Raw genomic sequence first — 20692 nt, forward strand, 5'->3', positions numbered from 1 at the left:
CTTTGTAGGAGATAGGGCTTGTTCCTTATAGAAAGACAAATATGAAGGAATGACAAAGTATTACACCCATCAACTTGTGGAAAAGCACAAAGAAATTCACCAAAAAATTGAAGGGCTGAGGTATCCAAATGAAAGCCCAGTTGCGTTCCGTGGGAAAATTTTAAATCTCGACGAGCGAACGACACAACAGCTCTCAAAAGATTCAAGGCGCTATTTAACGTGGGAAGCAAATGGAAAGAAAGGGGTTGGAATTTGCAGTGATATAACGGGATGCAATCCGAAGGGAACTTCTGTACATTTTGAGTGTTATGCTTGTGATTGGTTTGTGCCAAAACTTGAGTATTATGACGACTATAAAGCTGAGCAAACTCATTGGAAGAATGTTATAGATCGAACATCAAAAGATCCAAATCGTACAGCTCATTTTGAAAATGCGGTACGCAATGCCAGTTATTTAGAGAGAATTATCAACATATGTGAAAAGGGTATTGAAAAATTCAAGGAAGAGAAACTTCAAAAGCAGGTCAGTCATCTGCTTAGACCACCTGAATGGGAGTGAAAATATGGCTAATGAAGGATTATTAGAAAAGCAGCAGCAGATGCGTGAAGACAGTATTGAGCGTGTCAAATGATCAAATCTTTTCCTCTTTTTCACCCTCAAACGTTATTTCAATCTCATTAGTTTCGAGTGCTTCAAATCTGCTTAAAATCTTCTCTAAATCTTGATTTAACAATTTCCTTACCTCCTTATTGAACATTGAATATTTTATCTTCTTTCTTCAACTAACAGGTGCTTTACTTCAATAATTAGGTTGTTGCGGCAACCTTTTTATTATGCAACAAACGTGGCAGTTTAGTTGAACAAATCTTTTTATATATTGTTGCTGTGATTATTGAAAACAAAGTATTAAATTTAAAACCACAGAATAAGTATTAGAAGTGAAAAGGAGCTTGCCTAGTTATTTTTTTCTTCTGGTTTTCGTTTTATCTCCAGCTTTCTTCCTTTTTATTATTAGGGGAAAAGATGTTTTTTCGAAAAAAGGAAATTTCAATCTCATGAACTTCTTTTAAAAAGACATCAAATTTCTTTCCATCTTATAATAATACTCGAAGGTGAGTGAACATGAAAAATAGAATAAAAACAAAAATGATAAAAATACTCAGTGGAAACAGGGAAACTAGATTAACCGTTCAAGTTGCAGATACTCAAAGAAAAATAGAAAAGGGCTTAATGTTTGTTGGAAAATTACCCGAAAATGAGGGGATGTTATTTGTGTTTTTAGAAAAAATATATGGTGGCTTTTGGATGAAAAACACATTAATTCCTTTATCTATTGCTTTTCTTGATTCAGATGGGGAAATTCTAAAAATACTTGATATGGAGCCTTGTAAAGAGGATAAATGTCCTACCTATGATCCAGAACTTTCTTATCATTATGCAATTGAAGTGAATCTTGGATGGTTTGAAAAGAATCAAATCAAAGAAGGGGATTATGTAATGTTTGATTGAGTTCACCTCACCTCACCTCACCTCACCTCTAGTTCTTAGAGGTGAGGTGATTTTTTAATGGATATTTATGTTAATATTACTGAAAAGATTGTGAAGAAATGTACTTAAACTACCATGAAAAAACTATGAATCCAGTAGTTGGTCTGGATGTGGCAAAAGGAGAGAGCCAAGTTCAGGCATTTTTAGATCAATCTAAACCGTATGGGAAGAGCTTTTCAATGAAGCATATCAAAGAGGAATTAGATCATTTTTTAGGATTTTTTAGAAGAGATCGAAGAGGTGACAGGGAAAATGCCTATGATCATTTTAGAAGCTACAGGACATTACCATTCTCCCGTTATTCAAAATACTTGGAGGAACAAGAGATTCTATATATCTTACTAAATCCCATTATTTCTTATCAGGCTAAGAAGTCTAGTTTACGAAAGGTAAAAACAGACGCAATCGATGCGTATCAGTTGTGTGTGCTGTATTACAAAGAGGATTTTGAACCTCATAAAATTAGAGGTATTCAGCTTTTAGACCTTCGGAATTTGTCAAGACAACAGGAAATCGTAACGAATATGTATGTGGAAGCTAAACTTCAGTTTCATACTATTTTAGATCAAGTGTTTCCTGAATACCGAAAGGTATTTGGCGATTTATTTTCAAAGGTTTCATTATTGATGTTAAAGGAATACCCTACTTCAGAGGCGGTATTAACAGTCGGGGAAAGTAAACTAGCAGAGAGAGTAATGGAGTTCTGCCCTAGCCGATCTGGTCAATGGGCATGGGAAAAAGCCAAATAAATAATGGATTCCGCATCACGAAATCCATTTCGAACAAGCATGTATCAAAGTCACATAATTAATCTGCGTATGTATATTGAGTTGCTTTTACATTACCAGAGACACCTTTCTGATTTGGAAAATCGTATAGTGGCCCTGGCAAATGAAATGGAAGAATATAAGATCATTCAATCGATTCCCGGTATATGAGAAAAAATCGCAGCCATGATTATCTCTGAAATTGGTGATATCGATAGGTTTAATCATCCGAAAAAACTGGTTGCTTTCGCTGGAGTAGAACCAAGTGTTCACTCATCGGGTAAGTTTACGGTAACCATTAATCGTATGACTAAAAGAGGTTCGAGCAGACTACGTCATTCCCTGTATCTTGCCGTACTATGCGGCATAAGAAGTTCAAGGAACAAAAAGCTTAAAGAATTCTATGATAAGAAAAAATCAGAAGGAAAATCTGCCAAAGTGTCAATCGTTGCCTGTATTAATAAGTTGCTTCACTGGATTTACGCTTTATTAAAGAGAAAAGAAACGTTCCTAGATTTAGCCTGATTAACGGTATTGTGTAACAGAGAAAAATCCTTCCAAAAGAATTTTGGAGGGTTATTTGGCATGGCCAAAAATAGTATATCATAAGGGAAATGAAAATTTTAGAGAAAGATATTGACATCCTATTAGCTGGTTAGTTCATTAAGGATCACTAAAAATAATCAAACTATTTTATAAAAACTGTATACTAAATCACAAGAAAAGAATCCATTTTGATCAATCTTTTTTCAAAATGGATTCTTTTTGCTAACGCTAATATGGGGGTTCAAGAGGACCTTTTGATCAATCTTTATTTCAAAGCTACAGCAGTTAAAACATTTCATCAAATTCCCATGATTCGACCATTTGATGTGCCATCCTTGGATCATATCCTTTACCCATCAGATAGGCAATAGCTGCAATTTCCATCATTGCATGAGGGATAGATGTTTTTTGAGCTTCGTTTAAACCATACTGTACCCATGGTCCAACCTGTGACAATGTTTCTTGTTTGAGATGGTGTGGGGTAGTGTAAGGGGGATACACAATATTACATCCTTTCAAAATATAGTTAAATATCACAATCCTATTTTATGCACCTTAACTCACCCTGTGTTAGATAATCTCTAATTTTATAGATAAAAGTTATGGGTCAAACGATTTTCCTTCTTCAACGAAAGGGGCAGGTTAGCATTCCTGTAGTTCGTTATTTTTCAGCTTTGAAAAAAATAGGGCTCCTCAGTAAGATCCAGAAAGACAATCTATTTGTTTTTGGAAGGCAACATGAGTTATTGAAAAGAAAGGATTTAATTACAATCTATGAAATGAATTATATAGTACGCTAAGACTAGGAGCAATTGGACAGTGGCGCATTCGAAGAAATTGCAAATAAGATTAATAAAAATATTTGAGCCCTCTTTCCTTTGTAGGAGATAGGGCTTGTTCCTTATAGAAAGGCAAATCATCCTGAATTTCATGTCTAATCATCGATAATAATACACTAATTTCAATTTAATAATCTTCTCTAAGAAATTGTACTTTAATCTTTTGGATACATTCGGATGTGCAATTGTAACTGTCCAGCGGAGATATTTACCTAATAAAGTAACAATCGAAAAAGGTAATAAGTACATAAAAAGTATAAAAATGTTAAATGCTCTAGCGCAGGTTCTTTGCTTATTGTTCCTATCTGCTTCTGTTCAATAGTTGTGTGCTATATTTGAAGTGAAGAATTTGAAATGCTGTCACCCTATACTTTGTATGGAAACCAATTCGACAAATCATAGAAAACTTCTATACTTTCGGGAATTCACTACTCCTAAGCAAAAGAAAAGTTGAAGTTGTGAAAAAAAGCCTTTGGGGGAAATACAAAACAAATGGCTTTTTTTATGAAGAAATCTTATTCTGAAAATAGGCAAATATACGATCTAACTAGAAGAACAAAATAAGAATCAGTATAGGTCAATCTAATTAATGTTGGCTTTTTTGTTCGATAATGGGATGATGCCACAAAGAAAGATAGTAAGCTGATAATGCAGTGATTTAAGAATAATCTAATTAATAATTTAAAGTAATATATTCTATTAGAGGTGTTGGATTATGAGGTCGTTCAAATATACAGTTTGTTTTATTAAGCAAGGGAGTAAATTGCTCATGCTTAATAGAGAAAAAGCACCAATTATGGGAGTTTGGAACGGGGTGGGAGGGAAAATTGAAAGAGGAGAATCACCAGAGGAAGCTGCTCTGCGTGAAGTAGAGGAAGAAACTGGTATACACTTAGAAGATTTTTTCTCACAAGGTACAATAACATGGGAAACTTCAGAGGGTGTAATCGATGGGCTTCATGTTTTTTTAGGTGAGTTAGATCGCGGTCATGTATATGAGACACCAAAGAAAATGCGAGAAGGTATTTTAGATTGGAAGTCAATTGACTGGATACTCGACCCTCAAAACCTTGGAATTCCAGAGAAAATACCTCACTACCTGCCAGTATTATTGGAAAATGAAGGGGTTCATATCTTCACCTATATGGATGGTAAGATGATACATGAGGCTAATTAGCTATCATTAAACTAGAGCTTTGATAAGTTTAATATGAAAAATGATTAAGTCAGCATAAACATTGTTGGCTTTCTTATTGTGGGGTTGTATTGATTAATTCTATAACATGTAACAAAAGTAAGATTAAATACACTTATCAAATCGGAAATGAATTTTTTAGAAGCGGCTATAAGTAGCACCGAAATAAAACCTCCGACCTTTACAGCTGATTAATGTTAAGTGTTGTATTGATTGAGTCGACATTTTATAATGTTGGCTTTTTGTTTTCCCATCCTGATGCCGATAAAAATGTTGTAAACCTTTTTTTTGAGCCAAAAATTAGCAGAAGTGCACCTGCTACAGATTTTACTTATGAGAGTTCCTCTTGAATGAGATGGACCTATGTTTATTAATAGGATATAGATATACTAGTCATACTTTATCTCTATCTTGTTGAAATATCTCTAGTTTTTTTCACTCATTTTTAGAAAGATTGCAGGTAATAGATTGCTAAAGCACAAATATAGACTTAATAAAGGCTTGTAAAATGGAAAAAGGAGGTTTTGGATATTCGGAAAATTCAAAAAAAGGTTTAGGAGGAGGAGATAATAATTGAAAAGAAATTTAATTAAATATATCGTTTTTCTTGTCCTCATTTCAACAATATTAGTTATGGTTAAGCCAGACATTACCTCGGCAGGAAAATTAAAGCCGCCATCTGAAACTTTCACACCAGGGGATTGGTTTCTAGGAGATATCCCGCCTAATCTAGATGTAAATAAACCACCAATCGTATTTGTTCAAGGGAAAAATGGTAGTTCAACTAGCTGGTACGGAGAAACGGAATATCATGGTGTAAATGATATGTATACAAAAGCATATGAAGCGGGTTACCAAACTGTTTTTGTTCAGCTCTATGATGCGGCTGGAAATGGTTCAGTAGGCCAATATACTAATGGTAGGCTATTAGCATCAAAACTTGCTGAAATTAGTAACCATTTTGGGGGAAAAAAAGTTAATATTATAGCTCATAGTAAGGGAGGGCCAGACACTCAAGCAGCCCTTGTTCACTATGGAGCACATCTTTATGTCGGAAGGGTTATCACTCTGGCTTCTCCTCATCATGGTTCTAACTTAGCTGATTTAGCTTATAGCTGGTATGCGGGTTGGCTGGGTTCGTTGCTTGGTCAAAAAGATGATGGAACATACTCTTTGCAAGTAGGAAAAATGGCAGAATTTCGTTCAGTCACAGATAACCATGTAAACTCTCGAAAAAATAAGTATTACACCGCTACAGGAATGAATAGAGGTCCAGCTCTTTCCGCTTTATCAATGGGAGGACAATATTTATCTTCTTATGGAGAAAATGATGGTCTAGTAAATGTATGGAGTGCAAAATTACCTTATGCTTCCCATTTATTTACTGATCCAAACTTAGATCACGACAACATACGCATAGGTTCTGCTGTCTTTTCAAGAATTGAACCATACTTAAGAAGTGATTCAATTGCTGGAGTTCCAAGTTTAAATACTAGGTCAACACTACAAGTTCAAGATGAGATTATCAAAACTGATATTTCTCAAACAGTTCATGGAGGAATGCTGCAACAATATGCCTGGATCGAGCAAACCTTCAATGTTAATGAATCAACCTCTGGTAATGTAACGATATACACAGCCTCAGATGATGTAGAGGTGGAATTAATTTCTCCATCTGATCAAACGTATTTACCCTCCTTACAAGTAAACTCTACTGAGAATAAATCATCCTTTTTTTCTGGTGCAACTATCCAAACATTTAAAAGAAATAGCCTTGAAGTTGGAAACTGGAAGGTACGAATGAAGACAAAGTCACCAAAAGATGCATTCCTGTTAACAGCACAATTTAATGAAATGGATCCCATTACATTGAGTATGTCCGGGAAAGTAAAACAAAAGGATGCAAAATTCTTAATAAAGACTCCGATGAAAAATAAATATAAGTCAACTGGCACCACCTTTACTGTTCATCTTATTGATGAAGATGGAAATGAAATTGCTAAAAATAGCGCAATAAAGGAAATTGATACAGAGAATTTTTCGGGTGCCTTTCCAGAAGTGCCTAAATCAGGTGTTTATAATATAACGATTGATGTAAAAGAAAAAAATATAGATGGTACTGAAAGAACTCGTACTTTGATTCGCTCAGTCTATATTGAAAAATAGAATAAAAAAATTAGGAAATAGCCTTCTCTTTATTGAGAGGGCATCTTGTTTAGGGGATACAGGGAGAAGAGCGTTATGCAGAAGCAATAAGGCTCTCTTTATTTTATTTAAAGATTTCCACTTAGGAAAATTTGTTAATAAAACAATTCGATGTGTGTATTTTTAGAAATTAACTATGTAGGCTAAACTTGAATTCAAGAGGAGAATAAGGTTTAAGAATATTTGCATCTGCAGAAAAAACTGCAAACCGCTGTTTACTTAATCCTTATTTTGATTAGAGTCTCTATATGACAAAATGGCAGTTTTGAGCGCAGCATAATTGCCTATGCTTGCGTAACCATAGAACCAGCCCATGAAAATGCCTGCTACAAAGTGATGACGATGGCTAATGAAAATGGAAATGATTAAACCTAGAACTATAGCAATTGTAGGTATGAATTTTGGAGGGATATGAAACATGATCTTCAAAATTTGAGTCAAGATTATGATAGTTGGGATGGCTATTACTGCATCCCAAAAGTTTGTATGGATGGTTGGGAAATCCAAATAATAACACCACTTTCACGAGAAAGTAAGGGAAGGTTTATTTAATTAATTATTACCATCAATAAAGTATTTATACCTTAAGATTTAGACCGATTAAGAGGAATATTTAAATGCTCTTGATTTGACTTGGTTTAAGGGTTTTTCATGGTTCAAAATAAAAAACGTTGAATCCATTACATAATGGTGGATTCAACGTTTTTTTTGATGTAAGTTATCCCAAAGTTCTTCCATAAAACCATCCATTTCTTTTCTTTTCTTTATTTATATTGTTCTTCCTAGGATACCTCGATAGTAATACCTTCAAAAGTCAATACGTCTCCGACTTGAGTATATTTCGGAAGTGAGTTTCTGGACAGTCTTTCCTTTCCCCGTTTACGTTCACCTACAAAACGATCAATTATCTCATAACTCATCCTTTTTCACTGTCTTTACTCTTATAGATTTTAAGATTGCCCGATACACCTTTTACGGGACAGATATTAAACGTTTAACTACAGCAGAAGTAGGAGAGCAGTAAAGAAATGAGTAGGGAGCAAGATTTGGTTACTCTCTCTTTAATTTGGTTTTATGAGTAAAAAATTCCCTTAAGCACTTTCATCCGTACTGAAAGATCGAAAGTATAAACGAGGTATTTTGCCTTTTTAATACATAGGTACAGTTAACTGAAATATGAAGTCAAAGATCGCTTGATAGATTAAAGAGAAAAAGTAGATACTCCTATTAAAAACGATTTCTACTAAAAAATAAAAAATTCACAAAAACATAGTCTTCCATATGCATATTGAAGGAATATGGGACATAAATTAGACAAACAAAAAAAAGCGCAGTTAGCGCTTTTAGTGTATTTGTCTATACAAGCCTATTACTTTTCCAAGTATCGTGACACCTCTTAAAATAATTGGTTCCATATTTGAATTTTCAGGCTGAAGCCGTATGTAATCCGGTTCCTTAAAGAATCGTTTTACCGTGGCTTCATCATCTTCAGTCATGGCTACTACGATATCTCCATTATTGGCATTGCTCTGTTGTTTCACGATGACATAATCTCCATCATGAATTCCTGCTTCAATCATACTTTCTCCCATGATTTCGAGCATGAATACATGATCATCATGAGGAACCATACTTTCGGGAAGCGGGAAGTATTCTTCTATGTTCTCAATGGCGGTTATCGGCATGCCTGCTGTTACTTTCCCAAGCAACGGCACGTTAACGACATTAGTCTTAGGTATAGTGTTGGCTTCCTCTATGTTTAAGATTTCAATGGCCCTCGGCTTAGTAGGATCACGTCTGATTAGTCCTTTACTTTCCAAACGAGATAAATGTCCATGTACCGTTGAACTTGATGCAAGTCCCACTGCTTCGCCAATCTCTCTTACGGAAGGTGGATACCCTTTTTGGCGAACCTCTTCTTTAATGAAATCAAGAATATCTTGCTGCCGTTTTGATAGTTTAGTCATATGTGCACCTCTTCTCCAAAGTTCTTTGCTTTATTATAGCATGGCCCCTATTTCTATACAAACATAAGTTCGAATTTTGTTGTTGACTGAAACAAACGTTCGTACTATAATCTGGGTATAAGATACGAACGAACATTCGCCTTGGAGGGATATTTATGAAAAAGTTGTACAAAAATTATATTTATACGATTCTATTAGCGGGATCAGTATTTATCTTTTCTATTTTATTCTCCTGCACATTAGACAAAAATCAAAAAAATAATTTTCTTTCAATAGAAGTAAATGAAGGTGATACCTTATGGGAGATTGCAGAAAAATATGAAGAAGCTGATTTGACAAAAAAAGAATTCATTGGTTGGATAGAAGAGCACAACGAAGTCAGTGCAGATTCAATAAAACCTGGTCAAGTCATTGTCATTCCGGTTGAAAATGAAAAACTTGTTCAGAATTTGGCCAGTCAGCAGTAAGTAGTAAAGGTAGGGTATTATGAAAGCAGTAATCTATTGTAGAGTAAGTACGGAAAAAGAGTCGCAGGAAACATCGTTAGCTAGGCAGGAAGATGAATTAGTCAAATTAGCTGAGAAAATGGATATGGAAGTAGTATCTATTATAAAAGAGCAAGCAAGCGGTTACGAATTAAACCGTGATGGTATTTTTGACATGCTGGATCTATTTAAAACTAAAGAGGCTGAAGTTCTATTAATTCAAGACGAAACGAGACTAGGCAGAGGAAATGCAAAAATTGCTCTGTTTCATGTTGTTTTTAAAGAAGGCGTTAAAATCTATACACTTTCCCATGATGGGGAACTTGAGCTATCGGATTCAGATGCTATGGTTATCCAAATAGTCGGCATTGTAGAAGAATATCAAAGGAAACTACATAATTTAAAAATTAAACGCGGGATGTTACGGGCAGTGGAAAAGGGATATCGCCCTCAAAAAAACCTTCAAAACCAGAGGAATTCTACTGGAAGAGACCGTAAGGAGATACCTATTGAAGAAATTGTTAAACTTCGGGTAAATGGATTGACGTTTGCAGAAATCGCAGCCACGTTAAGGGGCTTTGGCTATAATGTATCCAAAGCTACAGTTCACAGGCGCTTTCTTGAATATCAACAGATTACACCTGAAAGTCAATCATAGAACTTGTAATTTCGCTTTTTTTTTAATACCATGTCAATATCCGTACATTAGAAGGAGCGAAATTATGCTATCAAAAGAAAAACTAGCCCGTATTAATGAACTTTCTAAAAAGGCTAAGGCAGAAGGCTTAACAGAAGTTGAGGCTAAAGAGCAAACCCAATTGAGAAGTGAGTACTTGGAAACATTCAGACGTTCTATGTCCGATACGCTGGAACATGTGAAAGTTGTTGATCCGGAAGGAAATGATGTCACACCTCAAAAGATTAAAAATATAAAGGAAAAAAGAAACTTACATTAATGAATGGGGCTATCTGATGGAAATTTTCATTGGCTGGCCTTCTTATGGTCTTTAGAATTAAAAGGAGAATGCATTCATGTATGTATTCTCCTTTTTAGCTTAACCTAAATAGTGGACTTCTCTAGTTACTAGAAAATTGAAATATTGGGGAAGGATTTAGTGATTTTAGTTGTGATATTAAGCAGGTCACTATAATATAAAGAGGTACATTACAGGAAGGGATGTTTTACAATATGTTAGATAAATTAGATGCACTTTCTATCAATACAATTCGTACATTATCGATTGATGCAATTGAAAAGGCTAATTCTGGTCATCCGGGAATGCCAATGGGTGCAGCCCCGATGGCGTATAAACTTTGGACTGAATATATGAATCATAACCCTAAAAACCCTGATTGGTTTAATAGAGACCGTTTTGTTCTTTCAGCTGGTCATGGATCTATGCTGTTATACAGCCTTCTTCATTTGTCAGGGTATGGCTTATCCATCGATGATTTGAAGAATTTCCGCCAATGGGGTAGCAAAACTCCTGGACATCCGGAGTTCGGTCATACAGCTGGAGTTGATGCGACCACAGGACCACTAGGACAAGGGATTGCAATGGCAGTAGGGATGGCGATGGCAGAACGTCACTTGGCTGAAAGTTACAACCGTGATTCTTATAATGTGGTTGATCATTATACATATAGCATTTGTGGAGATGGAGATTTAATGGAAGGCGTATCTGCAGAAGCCGCTTCATTAGCTGGACATCTTCAGCTTGGAAGACTTGTTGTTTTATATGATTCAAACGATATTTCACTTGACGGCGATTTAAGCCAATCATTTAGTGAAAGTGTAGCTAACCGTTTCAAATCGTATGGCTGGCAATATCTGCGCGTAGAAGATGGAAACGATCTTCAGGAAATTGCGAAGGCAATTGAAGAAGCAAAGACTGACGATGCACGTCCAACATTAATAGAAGTGAAAACCGTAATCGGTTATGGTTCACCAAACCGTTCTGGTAAGTCTGCTGTTCACGGTGCGCCTCTTGGTGCAGATGAGTTGAAACTGACTAAGGAAGCATACAAATGGACATTTGAAGAGGATTTCTATGTTCCTGAAGAAGTGTACTCCCACTTTAATGAAGCTTGCGTCGAAGCAGGCAGTAAAAAAGAAGAAGCTTGGAACGAACTGTTTAAAAATTACAAAGAAGCACATCCTGAGTTAGCTGAACAATTAGAGCTGGCTATAAAAGGTGAATTACCTCTTGAGTGGGACCAGGAAATTCCGGTCTACGAAGAAGGAAAAACATTAGCTTCCCGAGCTTCAAGTGGAGAAGTCCTAAATGCGATTGCCAAAAAGGTTCCTAGCTTTATTGGTGGTTCAGCAGATTTAGCCGGATCTAATAATACAGCCATTAAAGGTGAGACAGATCTATTACCGGGTAATTATAGTGGACGTAACATTTGGTTCGGTGTTCGTGAATTCGCTATGGGAGCAGCTTTGAATGGGATGACCCTTCATGGTGGTTTAAAAGTGTATGGCGGAACTTTCTTCGTATTCTCTGATTATTTACGCCCGGCTATACGTATGGCAGCGTTGATGGGTCTTCCTGTTACGTATGTATTTACTCATGACAGTATTGCTGTAGGGGAAGACGGACCAACACATGAGCCTATTGAACAATTAGCTTCATTACGGGCAATGCCGAACCTTGGGGTAATCCGTCCGGCTGATGGTAATGAAACTGCAGCAGCTTGGAAAGTGGCGATGGAGTCAACTAATAAACCGACTGCCCTTGTTCTAACACGTCAAGGATTGCCAACGATAAAAAACACTTCTAAAACTGCTTATGAAGGTGTTTCAAAAGGGGCTTACATTATATCTGCTTCTAATAAAGAAGAAGCGGATGCATTACTTCTTGCGACTGGCTCTGAAGTAAACCTGGCTGTTGAAGCACAGAAAGCATTAGCAGCAGAAGGAATTGAAGTTTCTGTTATCAGCATGCCATCATGGGATCGTTTCGAAACTCAATCTAAAGAATATAAACAAAGTGTAATCAACCCGGCTGTTAAGAAACGTCTAGCAATCGAAGTGGCTTCACCGTTTGGTTGGGATCGTTATACTGGCGATGAAGGCGAAATCTTGGCAATTAATCATTTCGGTGCCTCTGCACCAGGTGGTAAGATCATGCAAGAGTTCGGATTCACTGTAGAAAATGTAGTTGCTCGTGTAAAAGAAATGCTTAAATAAAATTCGGAACTGACACCAAACTAGTTTGGTGTCAGTTTTTTTATCGAATCTTCTTAAATCATGTTGAAAGTGCCCATTATTTACGGTAAATCTTCTATTCGACAAAAAAAGAAAAATATTTCTCCAGCAAACAACATATCTTGTTGGTTTGTCAATATATAATGAGAATAAATAATTTTCGTTTAAATATGTCAATTAAAGGGGAGTAGCCATTATAATATAGAAAATAATGGCGGGTTATCGAAAAATAAAAATGTTCTGGTTTCCAAAATAGGAATGCTAGGAGGCATTGGCTAATGAGAACCTATCAAATTTTTTTAATCGAAGATGAATTTGCCCATCATTATTATGGAAGAGAAAAGCTATTTTTCAATTTGTTTTTGGAGTATATTCAAGCAAGGGGCAGACTGAAGAGTATTTTGCAAAAACAAATCGAATTTGTCACCAAGACAGTCCCTATTATCCAATTGCAGGTAGCCATTGAACAGCGTTTGCAAAAAAAGATGAATTTTTGGTCTCAGAATGGAAAATACTATCTAGAAAAAACGAGTGGATCAAGCAAAGCAGTATTAATCATCCATGATGATTCTATTACCCTTAAAGCTGATGGAGACTATGAAGCGGAGACAGCGTTCTTTGAATGTATTCGCAAATACGAAGCGAGTTTTCTGGCCATTGATTTTGAACACGAAAAATATGGTTGGTTAAAACCGATAAAAGAAAGAAAATTTGTCTAAATGGGGGACTTTTCAGTAGCGGGTATTGTATAATAACCTTTGGTCTAGTACACTGATGTTAGACAACATGAAGGAGGAAATAGTATGTGGGTTTACATTCTAGTTGGCGTACTGGCATTGATTGCTGGAGTAGTGCTGGGATTTTTCATCGCTCGTAAATACATGATGGATTACTTAAAGAAAAATCCGCCAATTAACGAACAAATGTTGAAAATGATGATGATGCAAATGGGTATGAAACCATCCCAAAAGAAAATTAATCAAATGATGAGCGCCATGAATAAACAACAAACAAAGTAAACCTTTAGCTTTAGGGTTTATCAATTGATTGATAGCAATTATAAGATAAGCAAATCATAAACTACCTTATAGAGTGAAACTTTCATCATAAATGGCTATTGTTTTTGCTTTATCTTTTATCAGACTAATTCGAAACCTCTTTCTCTGACTGAAACTAAACCAGAGAGAGGGGTTTTTTTGTGTTGTTCGTGGATTATGCCAAGAAAGGGATTACCGAGAAAATCTTGAAGAACAAAAAGCAAGAGAATAAACAGTTGAAGAATTACCTCAATGATAAAAGAGCTATTACTGAATTAGAAAGTATAACTACTCATTACTTAAAGGCATATGTAAGGGTGAAATAAAAAGCAGGTTACAACCTCAAAGTATCGTTTCTATGTTTAAGATGATTAAGGCATTTTTGAGTTGGTGTGAGCGAGAGGAGTATATAAAGGTAAACGTTGCGACAAAGGTTGAAGCTCCAAAAGTACCACGGAATTTGTTGAAGGGTTTCAATGCTGAGATGCCTAAAGAAACTTATTTAAGTCTGTGGAGAAAAAGCTAAATGAGAGCATGATTCAGCGGGAAGGGAGTATTCGCAAGGCTGCAAGGTATTGGGCGTTACTATAAGTCATTAATCCGCAAAATGAAAAAACACGGTCTTAAACCTCTAGTCAGGGGGGGAAGTCTCGCCTGCAACCCTGCCATTCACACTGAAGAAAGCTAGTTCCTAATTTGGACTATAGCTAATATCGATTTCATCTTTGCAACTCAAAAATATTATCCAGGCAATAGCTTCAACACAAGATGATGGTAAGGCTAAGAAAGCAAGAATGTATGCGGGTTTCCTTGTAATTACCATTGGTATCATTGCAGCCTTGATTGGGATTAATGCCTCAATCGTTTTTCAAAACATCTCGCTAACAGAAGAAACGCTGATGTCTTTGGGACAGTTGCAGTTTCAACAATTTGGTCGGCAATCCCATTTTAATAAAGATAATAATGACAAGGAATCTCTGCAATTTGCACGATTTGCTACAATTTTTATGGGACTGATTCCAATCCCATTTTCGATCTTTGCACGAGAAATATTAAGTACGGTCTTCATTGCTAGACTCTGATTCCAACAATTCGGTAAACATTCACAATGACATATACATCAAGGGGATTTGAAACGGTTTTGCCTTTCATTAGTACAGCCAATTTCATATAATAATCAGTCACTCATTTAGATATACATCTTTTAAATGACCGGAACGTACGACTTTAGTTTCTAAATATTTTTCATTATACTCGGAGATATCTCCCCATAACGGAACTCTCCCTGCAACATTGGCACCTGACTTTTGAAGGGCTGCTAATTTTCTCGGATTGTTGGTGATGAGAGTCACTGGATTGGACCGCAGTTTTTTTAACACTCGAATGGCGTCATCATAGTTACGAGCATCATCAACAAACCCAAGCTCCAAATTCGCTTCCACCGTATCCAATCCATTTTCTTGCAGAACATAAGCCATGGCTTTACTAAATAAGCCGATGCCTCTTCCTTCGTGATTCGCTAAATAAAATAAAGCACCGGTTCCTTGAGCCGCAATCATTTTCATAGCCTGCTTTAATTGAAATCCACAATCACACCGTTTGCTGCCAAAAATATCGCCAGTATGGCAAATACTATGCATACGGATAAGGGCATCGGCAGAATGCTGAAAATCTCCAAACAGTAACACACTGGATTGCTGCATTTCCGCTAAATTGGAAGAGGCCAAAGTTTCAATGATCTTTTCCGTATTATAAGAGCCGTCATCACAAAAATGACCTGCCATATTCTCACAACGTAACCAGCAATACCATTGGAATATGGTTGTTTCGCCCTCTAAGTTAACGGGTAATTTGATAGGGCCTACTAAATAAATGGATTTTTCACCACTTTTAATAACGTTAATTTTATCTTCTAATATCAAAGCCACTTTTTCATTAATCATATAAACTTCCTCCTGATGCTTCAAAATATTATTTCGGGCAATTTATACTACGCTTAACAGTTCTGTTCATATTGTACCCAATCCATTCTTTTGTGAATCTTTTGTTTTAATAAGAGGCAGGAAAGAATAATCTAACCGTTTAAAAGGTTTTTGGATGCTTTCTTTCCGAATTGTTTGAGCATATAGGCATCATCTACAAGTTGAAATAAACCCACGGGGCTGAGAAATAGAAAGAACACCTATGCTACGTGTTCAGACATGTAGTTTAATTGTGCAAAGAATGCTTATTACGGAATAATAATACATCCATGGATTTACTATGGCCACTCTTTTACAATTAGAGAGAGATGATCTTCTTTGAGCTTTGAATCCTTCCGACTTTTGCGCGGAGTGAAGGATCCTATTTCAGACATTTCCATGACAGTTTCCCTTACGGTATATGCTCTAATCATGCCTTTTTCTTATCCAGACTATGCCCTACCGGTAAATAATCCTAAAAATAAGAATAAAGATTGACAATCATCCATCATCATAATACGATATTTTACAGAATAAAAAGAATTATTCGTTTATTTTTTGCTACAATTCCAAAACTGGGTTTTATATTATAAAACAAAAACCTCCTTGTATATACATATTATCCAAGCGTTAGCTCTGGCTTTTTCTTATTTTGAAAGCGCTGCCAATTATGGCGTTTTAAATAACAAGGAGGGATAAGGTATGGAAGCAAGAATAGAAACAAAGCAAGAAAAGCCATTAAATATTGGCCGGAAATTTCGCTGGACTGTCGTCATCTGGTTATTGATCGGAGGAATAATAAACTACCTAGATCGGGCTAACCTCTCCATTGCAGCTCCTGAAATGATGAAAGAACTCGGACTAAGCGTAACCGAAATCGGGTTATTGGGAACCTTTTTTTCTTGGAGTTATGCATTAATGCAGCTTCCTTCCGGCTGGCTGATCGATCGGTTCGGTACCAAAAAGGTGTATACAATCGCGCTTATTTGGTGGAGTGGTGCGACCATTTTAACGGGAGCTGTTCATAAAATGAGTTCATTTATTGCTGTACGGATTTTACTTGGAGTAGGTGAAGCACCTTGTTTTCCGACGATGGCAAAGATCACATCGTATTGGTTCCCTAAAAAGGAACGAGGCTTGGCGACTGGAATTTGGGATTCTTCGTCCAAATGGGGCCCAGCCATTGCACCGCCACTGCTCGTTTTCATTATGGTGACTTTTGGGTGGAGAGCACTGTTTTATATAACTGGTGTGATCGGCATTATATTCGCAATCGGTTTTGTGATTTTTTATAAAAATCCTGAAAAAAGTCAAAAACTTTCCAAGGAGGAATTTGAATACATTAAGTCGGAAGGAGGTGGAGTGGAACAAGGCATTCAATCATCAAAAATCAAATGGGGTTCGTTATTTAAATATCGAAGCGTATGGGGAATGATTCTGGGCTTCTTCTGTACCATCTGGATCTGGAATATTTTCCTTGTCTTCCTGCCCCTTTATTTGTTCGATGTCCATCATGTCTCACTAAAAGAAATGGGTATATATGCTGGTATCCCTTGGCTTGGCGGAATCTTTGGCAATATTTTCGGAGGATATCTTACTAAAAAATGGGTGGACAAGGGAATTACTACACCAATTAAAGCAAAGCGTGTCTTAATTAGTATATGTGCCATCTCGGCCGCTATTGTTGTATGTGCCGTTCCGCTTGTCAAAGGACTCGCTATTACCTTAACATTACTGACCCTTGCTCTTTGTTTTATTTCTGCCATTACAGGTAGTGCGTGGGCACTTGCTGGTGACATTGCCCCTCCTTCTATGGTTGCTTCCGTAGGTGCCATTCAGAATTTTGGCGGTTATTTTGGTGGAGCCTTTTCCCCCGTTGTGGCAGGCATGATTGTGGATGCAACTGGATCTTACTCCCTTGCCTTTATATCTGGCGGTTTAATCGCCGGATGCGCCGCAATCTGTTATTGGTTTATTGTAAAACATCCTATTCAAGAATAGTGTAACGAAGGAGGACATAAATTGATTCCAAAAGTGTATATAGCAAGACCAGTACCGGCCGAGGTGGAAGCATATATTTCGCAGTATTGCCAGTGTGAAAAATGGAATGGCCCGGAACCGATTACCCGAAGCCAGCTGTTAAAGCAAATTTCCGATGCTGACGGACTGCTCATCACCGGGGAAAAAATTGATGATGAATTTCTGGACCATGCACCAAACCTAAAGGCTGTCAGCAATATCTCAGTAGGCTACAACAACTATGATCTAGAGGCAATGAAAAAGAGAAACGTAATCGGTACGAATACACCGGATGTGCTCGATGAAACCGTGGCCGATTTAGCTTTAGCCTTAATGCTCTCAGCAGCCCGCCGCCTTCCGGAACTGGACAAGCTTATAAAGGACGGCAAGTGGGGAAGTAAAGGCGATGAACCCCTTTTTGGCGTTGATGTTCATGGAAAAACATTGGGCATCATAGGTATGGGTAGGATTGGAGAATCTATTGCAAGACGAGGGAAATTCGGTTTTAACATGGAGATTTTGTATCATAACCGGCGAAGAAAACCAGAAGTAGAGGAAACGGTAGGTGCAACCTATACCTCTCTAGAGCACCTTTTGAGGGAATCAGATTTCGTTCTTTTAATGGTCCCTTATACCCCTGAGACGAAGAAGCTTATGGGACGGGAGCAATTCTCACTGATGAAAAAATCTGCAATCTTTATTAATACATCGCGCGGCCAGACGGTGGACGAAAAGGCCCTCATCGAAGCACTACAAAATAAGGAAATCCTTGCAGCCGGTTTGGATGTATTTGATCAAGAACCCGTAGCGCCTGACAATCCGCTCTTAACCATGCCAAACGTGGTAACGCTGCCGCATATAGGTTCAGCTACTCATCAAACACGATATGATATGGCTATGCTAGCGGCGAAGAACCTTGTAGCAGCGGTTACAGGAAGGGAGATAGTGAATGTCGTTCCTGAATTGAAAGGACTTCGGCCACTTAAAGAGTAAAATTGGTGCAAGGCACCAAAATGGAAATAGGAGATGTCCTCACAGGTATCTCTCACCCTATTTATTATCCAATCTATTAGACCACTTGGGATTTTTGAAATATATCCAATTTATTACGCATCGTTTTAAACGATCTTCCCGGCTCTTTATTACTTGTAAGGATCACGGTAATGATTAATGAGAAATACTATTTTTCTAAGTTTCTCGAATGTTGAAACAAATTGGTCCACCTTGAAAAAAATCGATAAATCAGCAAATAATGAGAAGACTTTAGATGATGTTATAATGATTTTTTCTGATTGGACAGAGGAACCTTCCAACTTCTAATCTATTCTAGTAGGTAAATATTTGTAGTAAAGCATTAAAAGAAGATATTTGCTTATACACCATGATTTATTAATGGTGTATTTTTTTTGCATGAGGGCAATATTAATCATTGATTAATCGAAATTAATAAGAGTAGGTTTGTCTGTTGCATCGAGCATTATTCTCAAAAATAACATAGTAGATTTCGATGGAGATGATCAATGAAAAGAATGAAATACGTAGTAGACAAATTCTCTAATTCCATCATTAGTTATTCGTAATAGTTGCGGATATTGAGAAAAAAGCTTATATCTCTAAATCAGGGAGTGTTCCTTCAGGGGAAAAATGGCTTGCAAACGCAAAAGGCAATCCAAGCATCCCAGCTAGTTGCGCACTGAAGCCGCTAGAGCCAAATAACCAAATCGGAATGTTTAAGCCATTTCCCGGTATAGCTTTTACATACATTTTTTCAGAAGCTAAAGCTGGATTAAAATACGATGCCAGTTGTTCTGAAAACTCTTGACCATTACTTTGACGGACACGTCTTATAGGATATGCAGTACGTTGATCAGTATCAGGAGCTTGCCAAATCAATTCGACCAGGAAACAAGGATTCGAGCGTTCCAAATTGTTCTGCAATAACTAATGGAGCATGGTTCGGGAGCATAATTCCTCCTGAACCTACACGAATCTTTGAAGTACCTGCTGCTACATGTCCAATCACTACCGATGTAGCGGAACTAGCGATAAAGGGCATATTATGATGTTCAGCCAGCCAGAAACGATTATACCCTAATTTCTCAACATGTCTTGCAAGATTAAGTGTATTTCTTAAAGATTGAGCAGGATTTCCTTCAAGTACAATGGGAGAAAGATCAAGCATGGAAAAGGGAATATCTTTTATTTGTTTCGAACGAATATTATTAGAGTCACTCAATAAATTCAACTTCTTTCTATAAAAAAATTGATGTTACGGAGGATAGAAGGTTGTTACTCACACAATCCCTCCAACATAAAATACATTCTAACAGCTGTTTTTGTTGTCTCGAAATAAAACGATTTGATAAAATAAAGTTAGGCCTGACATAGAGGTAACCATTAGTGAGTTTTTTAGTTGACATAGTTAACTGTAAATATTAAGATTACAGTAATCTTCTTGAGGAGGATGCGAAAAAAGTGAATAGTGATTTTACAATAGCTGTGCATAGTTTAGTCTATTTAGCATATTTACCAGATCATATGGCAAGCAGTGAGTCTATCGCAGAAAACGTTTGTACAAACTCAGCTAGAATACGTAAAATGATGAGTTGCTTACGAAATAATGGATTTGTTAAGACAAAAGAAGGTGTGGGCGGCGGCTATATTCTTGACTGTAACCCTCAAGAGATAAGTTTGGCTGATATTTATATTGCAGTCTCACATGGAACCCTGAAACCAAATTGGTGTACAGGTGATCCGAAAAAAAAATGTGTTATATCGTCTAATACCCAGATGGTTATGGATCAAATATTCGATGAAGCTGAATTATATTTTGAAAAATATTTAGAGAATATTACCCTTAGCACTTTTTTGGAAAAAATTAAACAATGTCCTTGATATTGATTTAGTTTTT

The 20692-nt window shown here is 36.7% G+C and carries 21 protein-coding genes and 1 pseudogene; 17 read left to right on the forward strand and 5 right to left on the reverse strand.

From position 1 onward, the window contains the following. Positions 1-49 precede the first annotated feature (49 nt). From NST21_RS10440 to NST21_RS10455, 4 genes are all read left to right on the forward strand, one after another. Positions 50-559, forward strand: a complete 510-nt coding sequence (locus NST21_RS10440) for a hypothetical protein (protein ID WP_340889014.1) — start codon at positions 50-52, stop codon at positions 557-559. 564 nt (positions 560-1123) lie between these two features. Beyond that, positions 1124-1510, forward strand: coding sequence for a DUF192 domain-containing protein (locus tag NST21_RS10445; protein WP_340889017.1), 387 nt, complete (start codon positions 1124-1126; stop codon positions 1508-1510). A gap of 98 nt (positions 1511-1608) precedes the next feature. Beyond that, positions 1609-2298 carry an IS110 family transposase gene (locus NST21_RS10450; RefSeq protein ID WP_340889019.1) on the forward strand — a complete coding sequence of 230 codons (690 nt, stop codon included), beginning with the start codon at positions 1609-1611 and terminating at the stop codon, positions 2296-2298. 204 nt (positions 2299-2502) lie between these two features. Further along, complete coding sequence (locus NST21_RS10455) at positions 2503-2841, forward strand: transposase (RefSeq protein WP_340889020.1); 339 nt, start codon at positions 2503-2505, stop codon at positions 2839-2841. A gap of 306 nt (positions 2842-3147) precedes the next feature. Here NST21_RS10455 and NST21_RS10460 read toward each other — a convergent pair whose 3' ends face one another. Further along, positions 3148-3363, reverse strand: a complete 216-nt coding sequence (locus NST21_RS10460) for a hypothetical protein (RefSeq protein WP_340889021.1) — start codon at positions 3361-3363, stop codon at positions 3148-3150. Between the two features lie 1053 nt (positions 3364-4416). On the opposite strand from NST21_RS10460, the gene NST21_RS10465 reads away from it, so the two are divergent. Together NST21_RS10465 and NST21_RS10470 are read left to right on the forward strand one after the other, a co-directional pair. Beyond that, a complete protein-coding gene (locus NST21_RS10465; protein WP_340889022.1) occupies positions 4417-4878 on the forward strand; it encodes an NUDIX hydrolase in 462 nt (153 codons plus the stop codon). Between the two features lie 651 nt (positions 4879-5529). Next, complete coding sequence (locus tag NST21_RS10470) at positions 5530-7062, forward strand: esterase/lipase family protein (RefSeq protein ID WP_340892494.1); 1533 nt, start codon at positions 5530-5532, stop codon at positions 7060-7062. 258 nt (positions 7063-7320) lie between these two features. On the opposite strand, the gene NST21_RS10475 is transcribed toward NST21_RS10470, so the two are convergent. Continuing rightward, positions 7321-7608, reverse strand: coding sequence for a hypothetical protein (locus tag NST21_RS10475; RefSeq protein ID WP_098174826.1), 288 nt, complete (start codon positions 7606-7608; stop codon positions 7321-7323). Positions 7609-8444: 836 nt separating this feature from the next. Continuing rightward, on the reverse strand, positions 8445-9068 hold the full coding sequence (gene lexA, locus NST21_RS10480) for a transcriptional repressor LexA (RefSeq protein WP_053345509.1): 624 nt from the start codon (positions 9066-9068) through the stop codon (positions 8445-8447). A gap of 155 nt (positions 9069-9223) precedes the next feature. Between lexA and yneA the strand changes: the two genes are divergently transcribed. The 8 genes from yneA (at position 9224) to NST21_RS10520 (ending at position 14883) form a co-directional block, all read left to right on the forward strand. Then, positions 9224-9535, forward strand: a complete 312-nt coding sequence (yneA, locus tag NST21_RS10485; protein WP_340889024.1) for a cell division suppressor protein YneA — start codon at positions 9224-9226, stop codon at positions 9533-9535. A gap of 19 nt (positions 9536-9554) precedes the next feature. Then, entirely contained in the window at positions 9555-10211 is a 657-nt protein-coding gene (locus NST21_RS10490) for a YneB family resolvase-like protein (RefSeq protein ID WP_340889025.1), read from the forward strand. 64 nt (positions 10212-10275) lie between these two features. Then, positions 10276-10509, forward strand: coding sequence for a DUF896 domain-containing protein (locus NST21_RS10495; RefSeq protein ID WP_053345512.1), 234 nt, complete (start codon positions 10276-10278; stop codon positions 10507-10509). Positions 10510-10742: 233 nt separating this feature from the next. After that, positions 10743-12746, forward strand: a complete 2004-nt coding sequence (tkt, locus tag NST21_RS10500) for a transketolase (protein ID WP_340889027.1) — start codon at positions 10743-10745, stop codon at positions 12744-12746. Between the two features lie 296 nt (positions 12747-13042). Next, positions 13043-13483 carry a sporulation inhibitor of replication protein SirA gene (sirA, locus tag NST21_RS10505; protein WP_053345514.1) on the forward strand — a complete coding sequence of 147 codons (441 nt, stop codon included), beginning with the start codon at positions 13043-13045 and terminating at the stop codon, positions 13481-13483. An 84-nt stretch (positions 13484-13567) separates the two neighbouring features. After that, positions 13568-13783 (forward strand): YneF family protein, encoded by a 216-nt coding sequence (locus tag NST21_RS10510; protein WP_034312934.1) that lies wholly within the window; start codon positions 13568-13570, stop codon positions 13781-13783. 182 nt (positions 13784-13965) lie between these two features. Next, positions 13966-14127 carry a hypothetical protein gene (locus NST21_RS10515; RefSeq protein ID WP_340889028.1) on the forward strand — a complete coding sequence of 54 codons (162 nt, stop codon included), beginning with the start codon at positions 13966-13968 and terminating at the stop codon, positions 14125-14127. A gap of 399 nt (positions 14128-14526) precedes the next feature. Further along, entirely contained in the window at positions 14527-14883 is a 357-nt protein-coding gene (locus NST21_RS10520; protein WP_340889029.1) for a hypothetical protein, read from the forward strand. A gap of 99 nt (positions 14884-14982) precedes the next feature. On the opposite strand, the gene NST21_RS10525 is transcribed toward NST21_RS10520, so the two are convergent. Beyond that, complete coding sequence (locus NST21_RS10525; protein WP_340889030.1) at positions 14983-15744, reverse strand: GTP cyclohydrolase II; 762 nt, start codon at positions 15742-15744, stop codon at positions 14983-14985. Positions 15745-16464: 720 nt separating this feature from the next. On the opposite strand from NST21_RS10525, the gene NST21_RS10530 reads away from it, so the two are divergent. Together NST21_RS10530 and NST21_RS10535 are read left to right on the forward strand one after the other, a co-directional pair. Then, positions 16465-17763 (forward strand): MFS transporter, encoded by a 1299-nt coding sequence (locus NST21_RS10530; RefSeq protein WP_340889031.1) that lies wholly within the window; start codon positions 16465-16467, stop codon positions 17761-17763. Between the two features lie 21 nt (positions 17764-17784). Beyond that, entirely contained in the window at positions 17785-18774 is a 990-nt protein-coding gene (locus NST21_RS10535; RefSeq protein WP_340889033.1) for a 2-hydroxyacid dehydrogenase, read from the forward strand. Positions 18775-19389: 615 nt separating this feature from the next. Here the strand turns inward: NST21_RS10535 and NST21_RS10540 are convergent. Next, a pseudogene (locus tag NST21_RS10540) lies at positions 19390-19963 on the reverse strand (MsnO8 family LLM class oxidoreductase); the annotation flags it as partial. Between the two features lie 293 nt (positions 19964-20256). Between NST21_RS10540 and NST21_RS10545 the strand changes: the two are divergent. Next, the gene (locus NST21_RS10545) at positions 20257-20676 is read left to right on the forward strand and encodes an RrF2 family transcriptional regulator (RefSeq protein ID WP_056523814.1); all 420 of its coding nucleotides are present in this window, start codon (positions 20257-20259) and stop codon (positions 20674-20676) included. Positions 20677-20692 lie beyond the last annotated feature (16 nt).

The organism is Peribacillus sp. FSL K6-1552 (assembly GCF_038005205.1).
Lineage (GTDB): Bacteria > Bacillota > Bacilli > Bacillales > DSM-1321 > Peribacillus > Peribacillus butanolivorans.

Coding starts and splice junctions, on each gene's coding strand:
- NST21_RS10510 (WP_034312934.1), top strand. CDS start 13,568: ATGTGGGTTTACATTCTAGTTGGCGTACTGGCATTGATTGCTGGAGTA.
- NST21_RS10465 (WP_340889022.1), top strand. CDS start 4,417: ATGAGGTCGTTCAAATATACAGTTTGTTTTATTAAGCAAGGGAGTAAA.
- NST21_RS10450 (WP_340889019.1), top strand. CDS start 1,609: ATGTACTTAAACTACCATGAAAAAACTATGAATCCAGTAGTTGGTCTG.
- NST21_RS10525 (WP_340889030.1), bottom strand. CDS start 15,744: ATGATTAATGAAAAAGTGGCTTTGATATTAGAAGATAAAATTAACGTT.
- NST21_RS10445 (WP_340889017.1), top strand. CDS start 1,124: ATGAAAAATAGAATAAAAACAAAAATGATAAAAATACTCAGTGGAAAC.
- tkt (WP_340889027.1), top strand. CDS start 10,743: ATGTTAGATAAATTAGATGCACTTTCTATCAATACAATTCGTACATTA.
- NST21_RS10490 (WP_340889025.1), top strand. CDS start 9,555: ATGAAAGCAGTAATCTATTGTAGAGTAAGTACGGAAAAAGAGTCGCAG.
- lexA (WP_053345509.1), bottom strand. CDS start 9,068: ATGACTAAACTATCAAAACGGCAGCAAGATATTCTTGATTTCATTAAA.
- yneA (WP_340889024.1), top strand. CDS start 9,224: ATGAAAAAGTTGTACAAAAATTATATTTATACGATTCTATTAGCGGGA.
- NST21_RS10470 (WP_340892494.1), top strand. CDS start 5,530: ATGGTTAAGCCAGACATTACCTCGGCAGGAAAATTAAAGCCGCCATCT.
- NST21_RS10495 (WP_053345512.1), top strand. CDS start 10,276: ATGCTATCAAAAGAAAAACTAGCCCGTATTAATGAACTTTCTAAAAAG.
- NST21_RS10530 (WP_340889031.1), top strand. CDS start 16,465: ATGGAAGCAAGAATAGAAACAAAGCAAGAAAAGCCATTAAATATTGGC.
- sirA (WP_053345514.1), top strand. CDS start 13,043: ATGAGAACCTATCAAATTTTTTTAATCGAAGATGAATTTGCCCATCAT.
- NST21_RS10440 (WP_340889014.1), top strand. CDS start 50: ATGACAAAGTATTACACCCATCAACTTGTGGAAAAGCACAAAGAAATT.
- NST21_RS10455 (WP_340889020.1), top strand. CDS start 2,503: ATGATTATCTCTGAAATTGGTGATATCGATAGGTTTAATCATCCGAAA.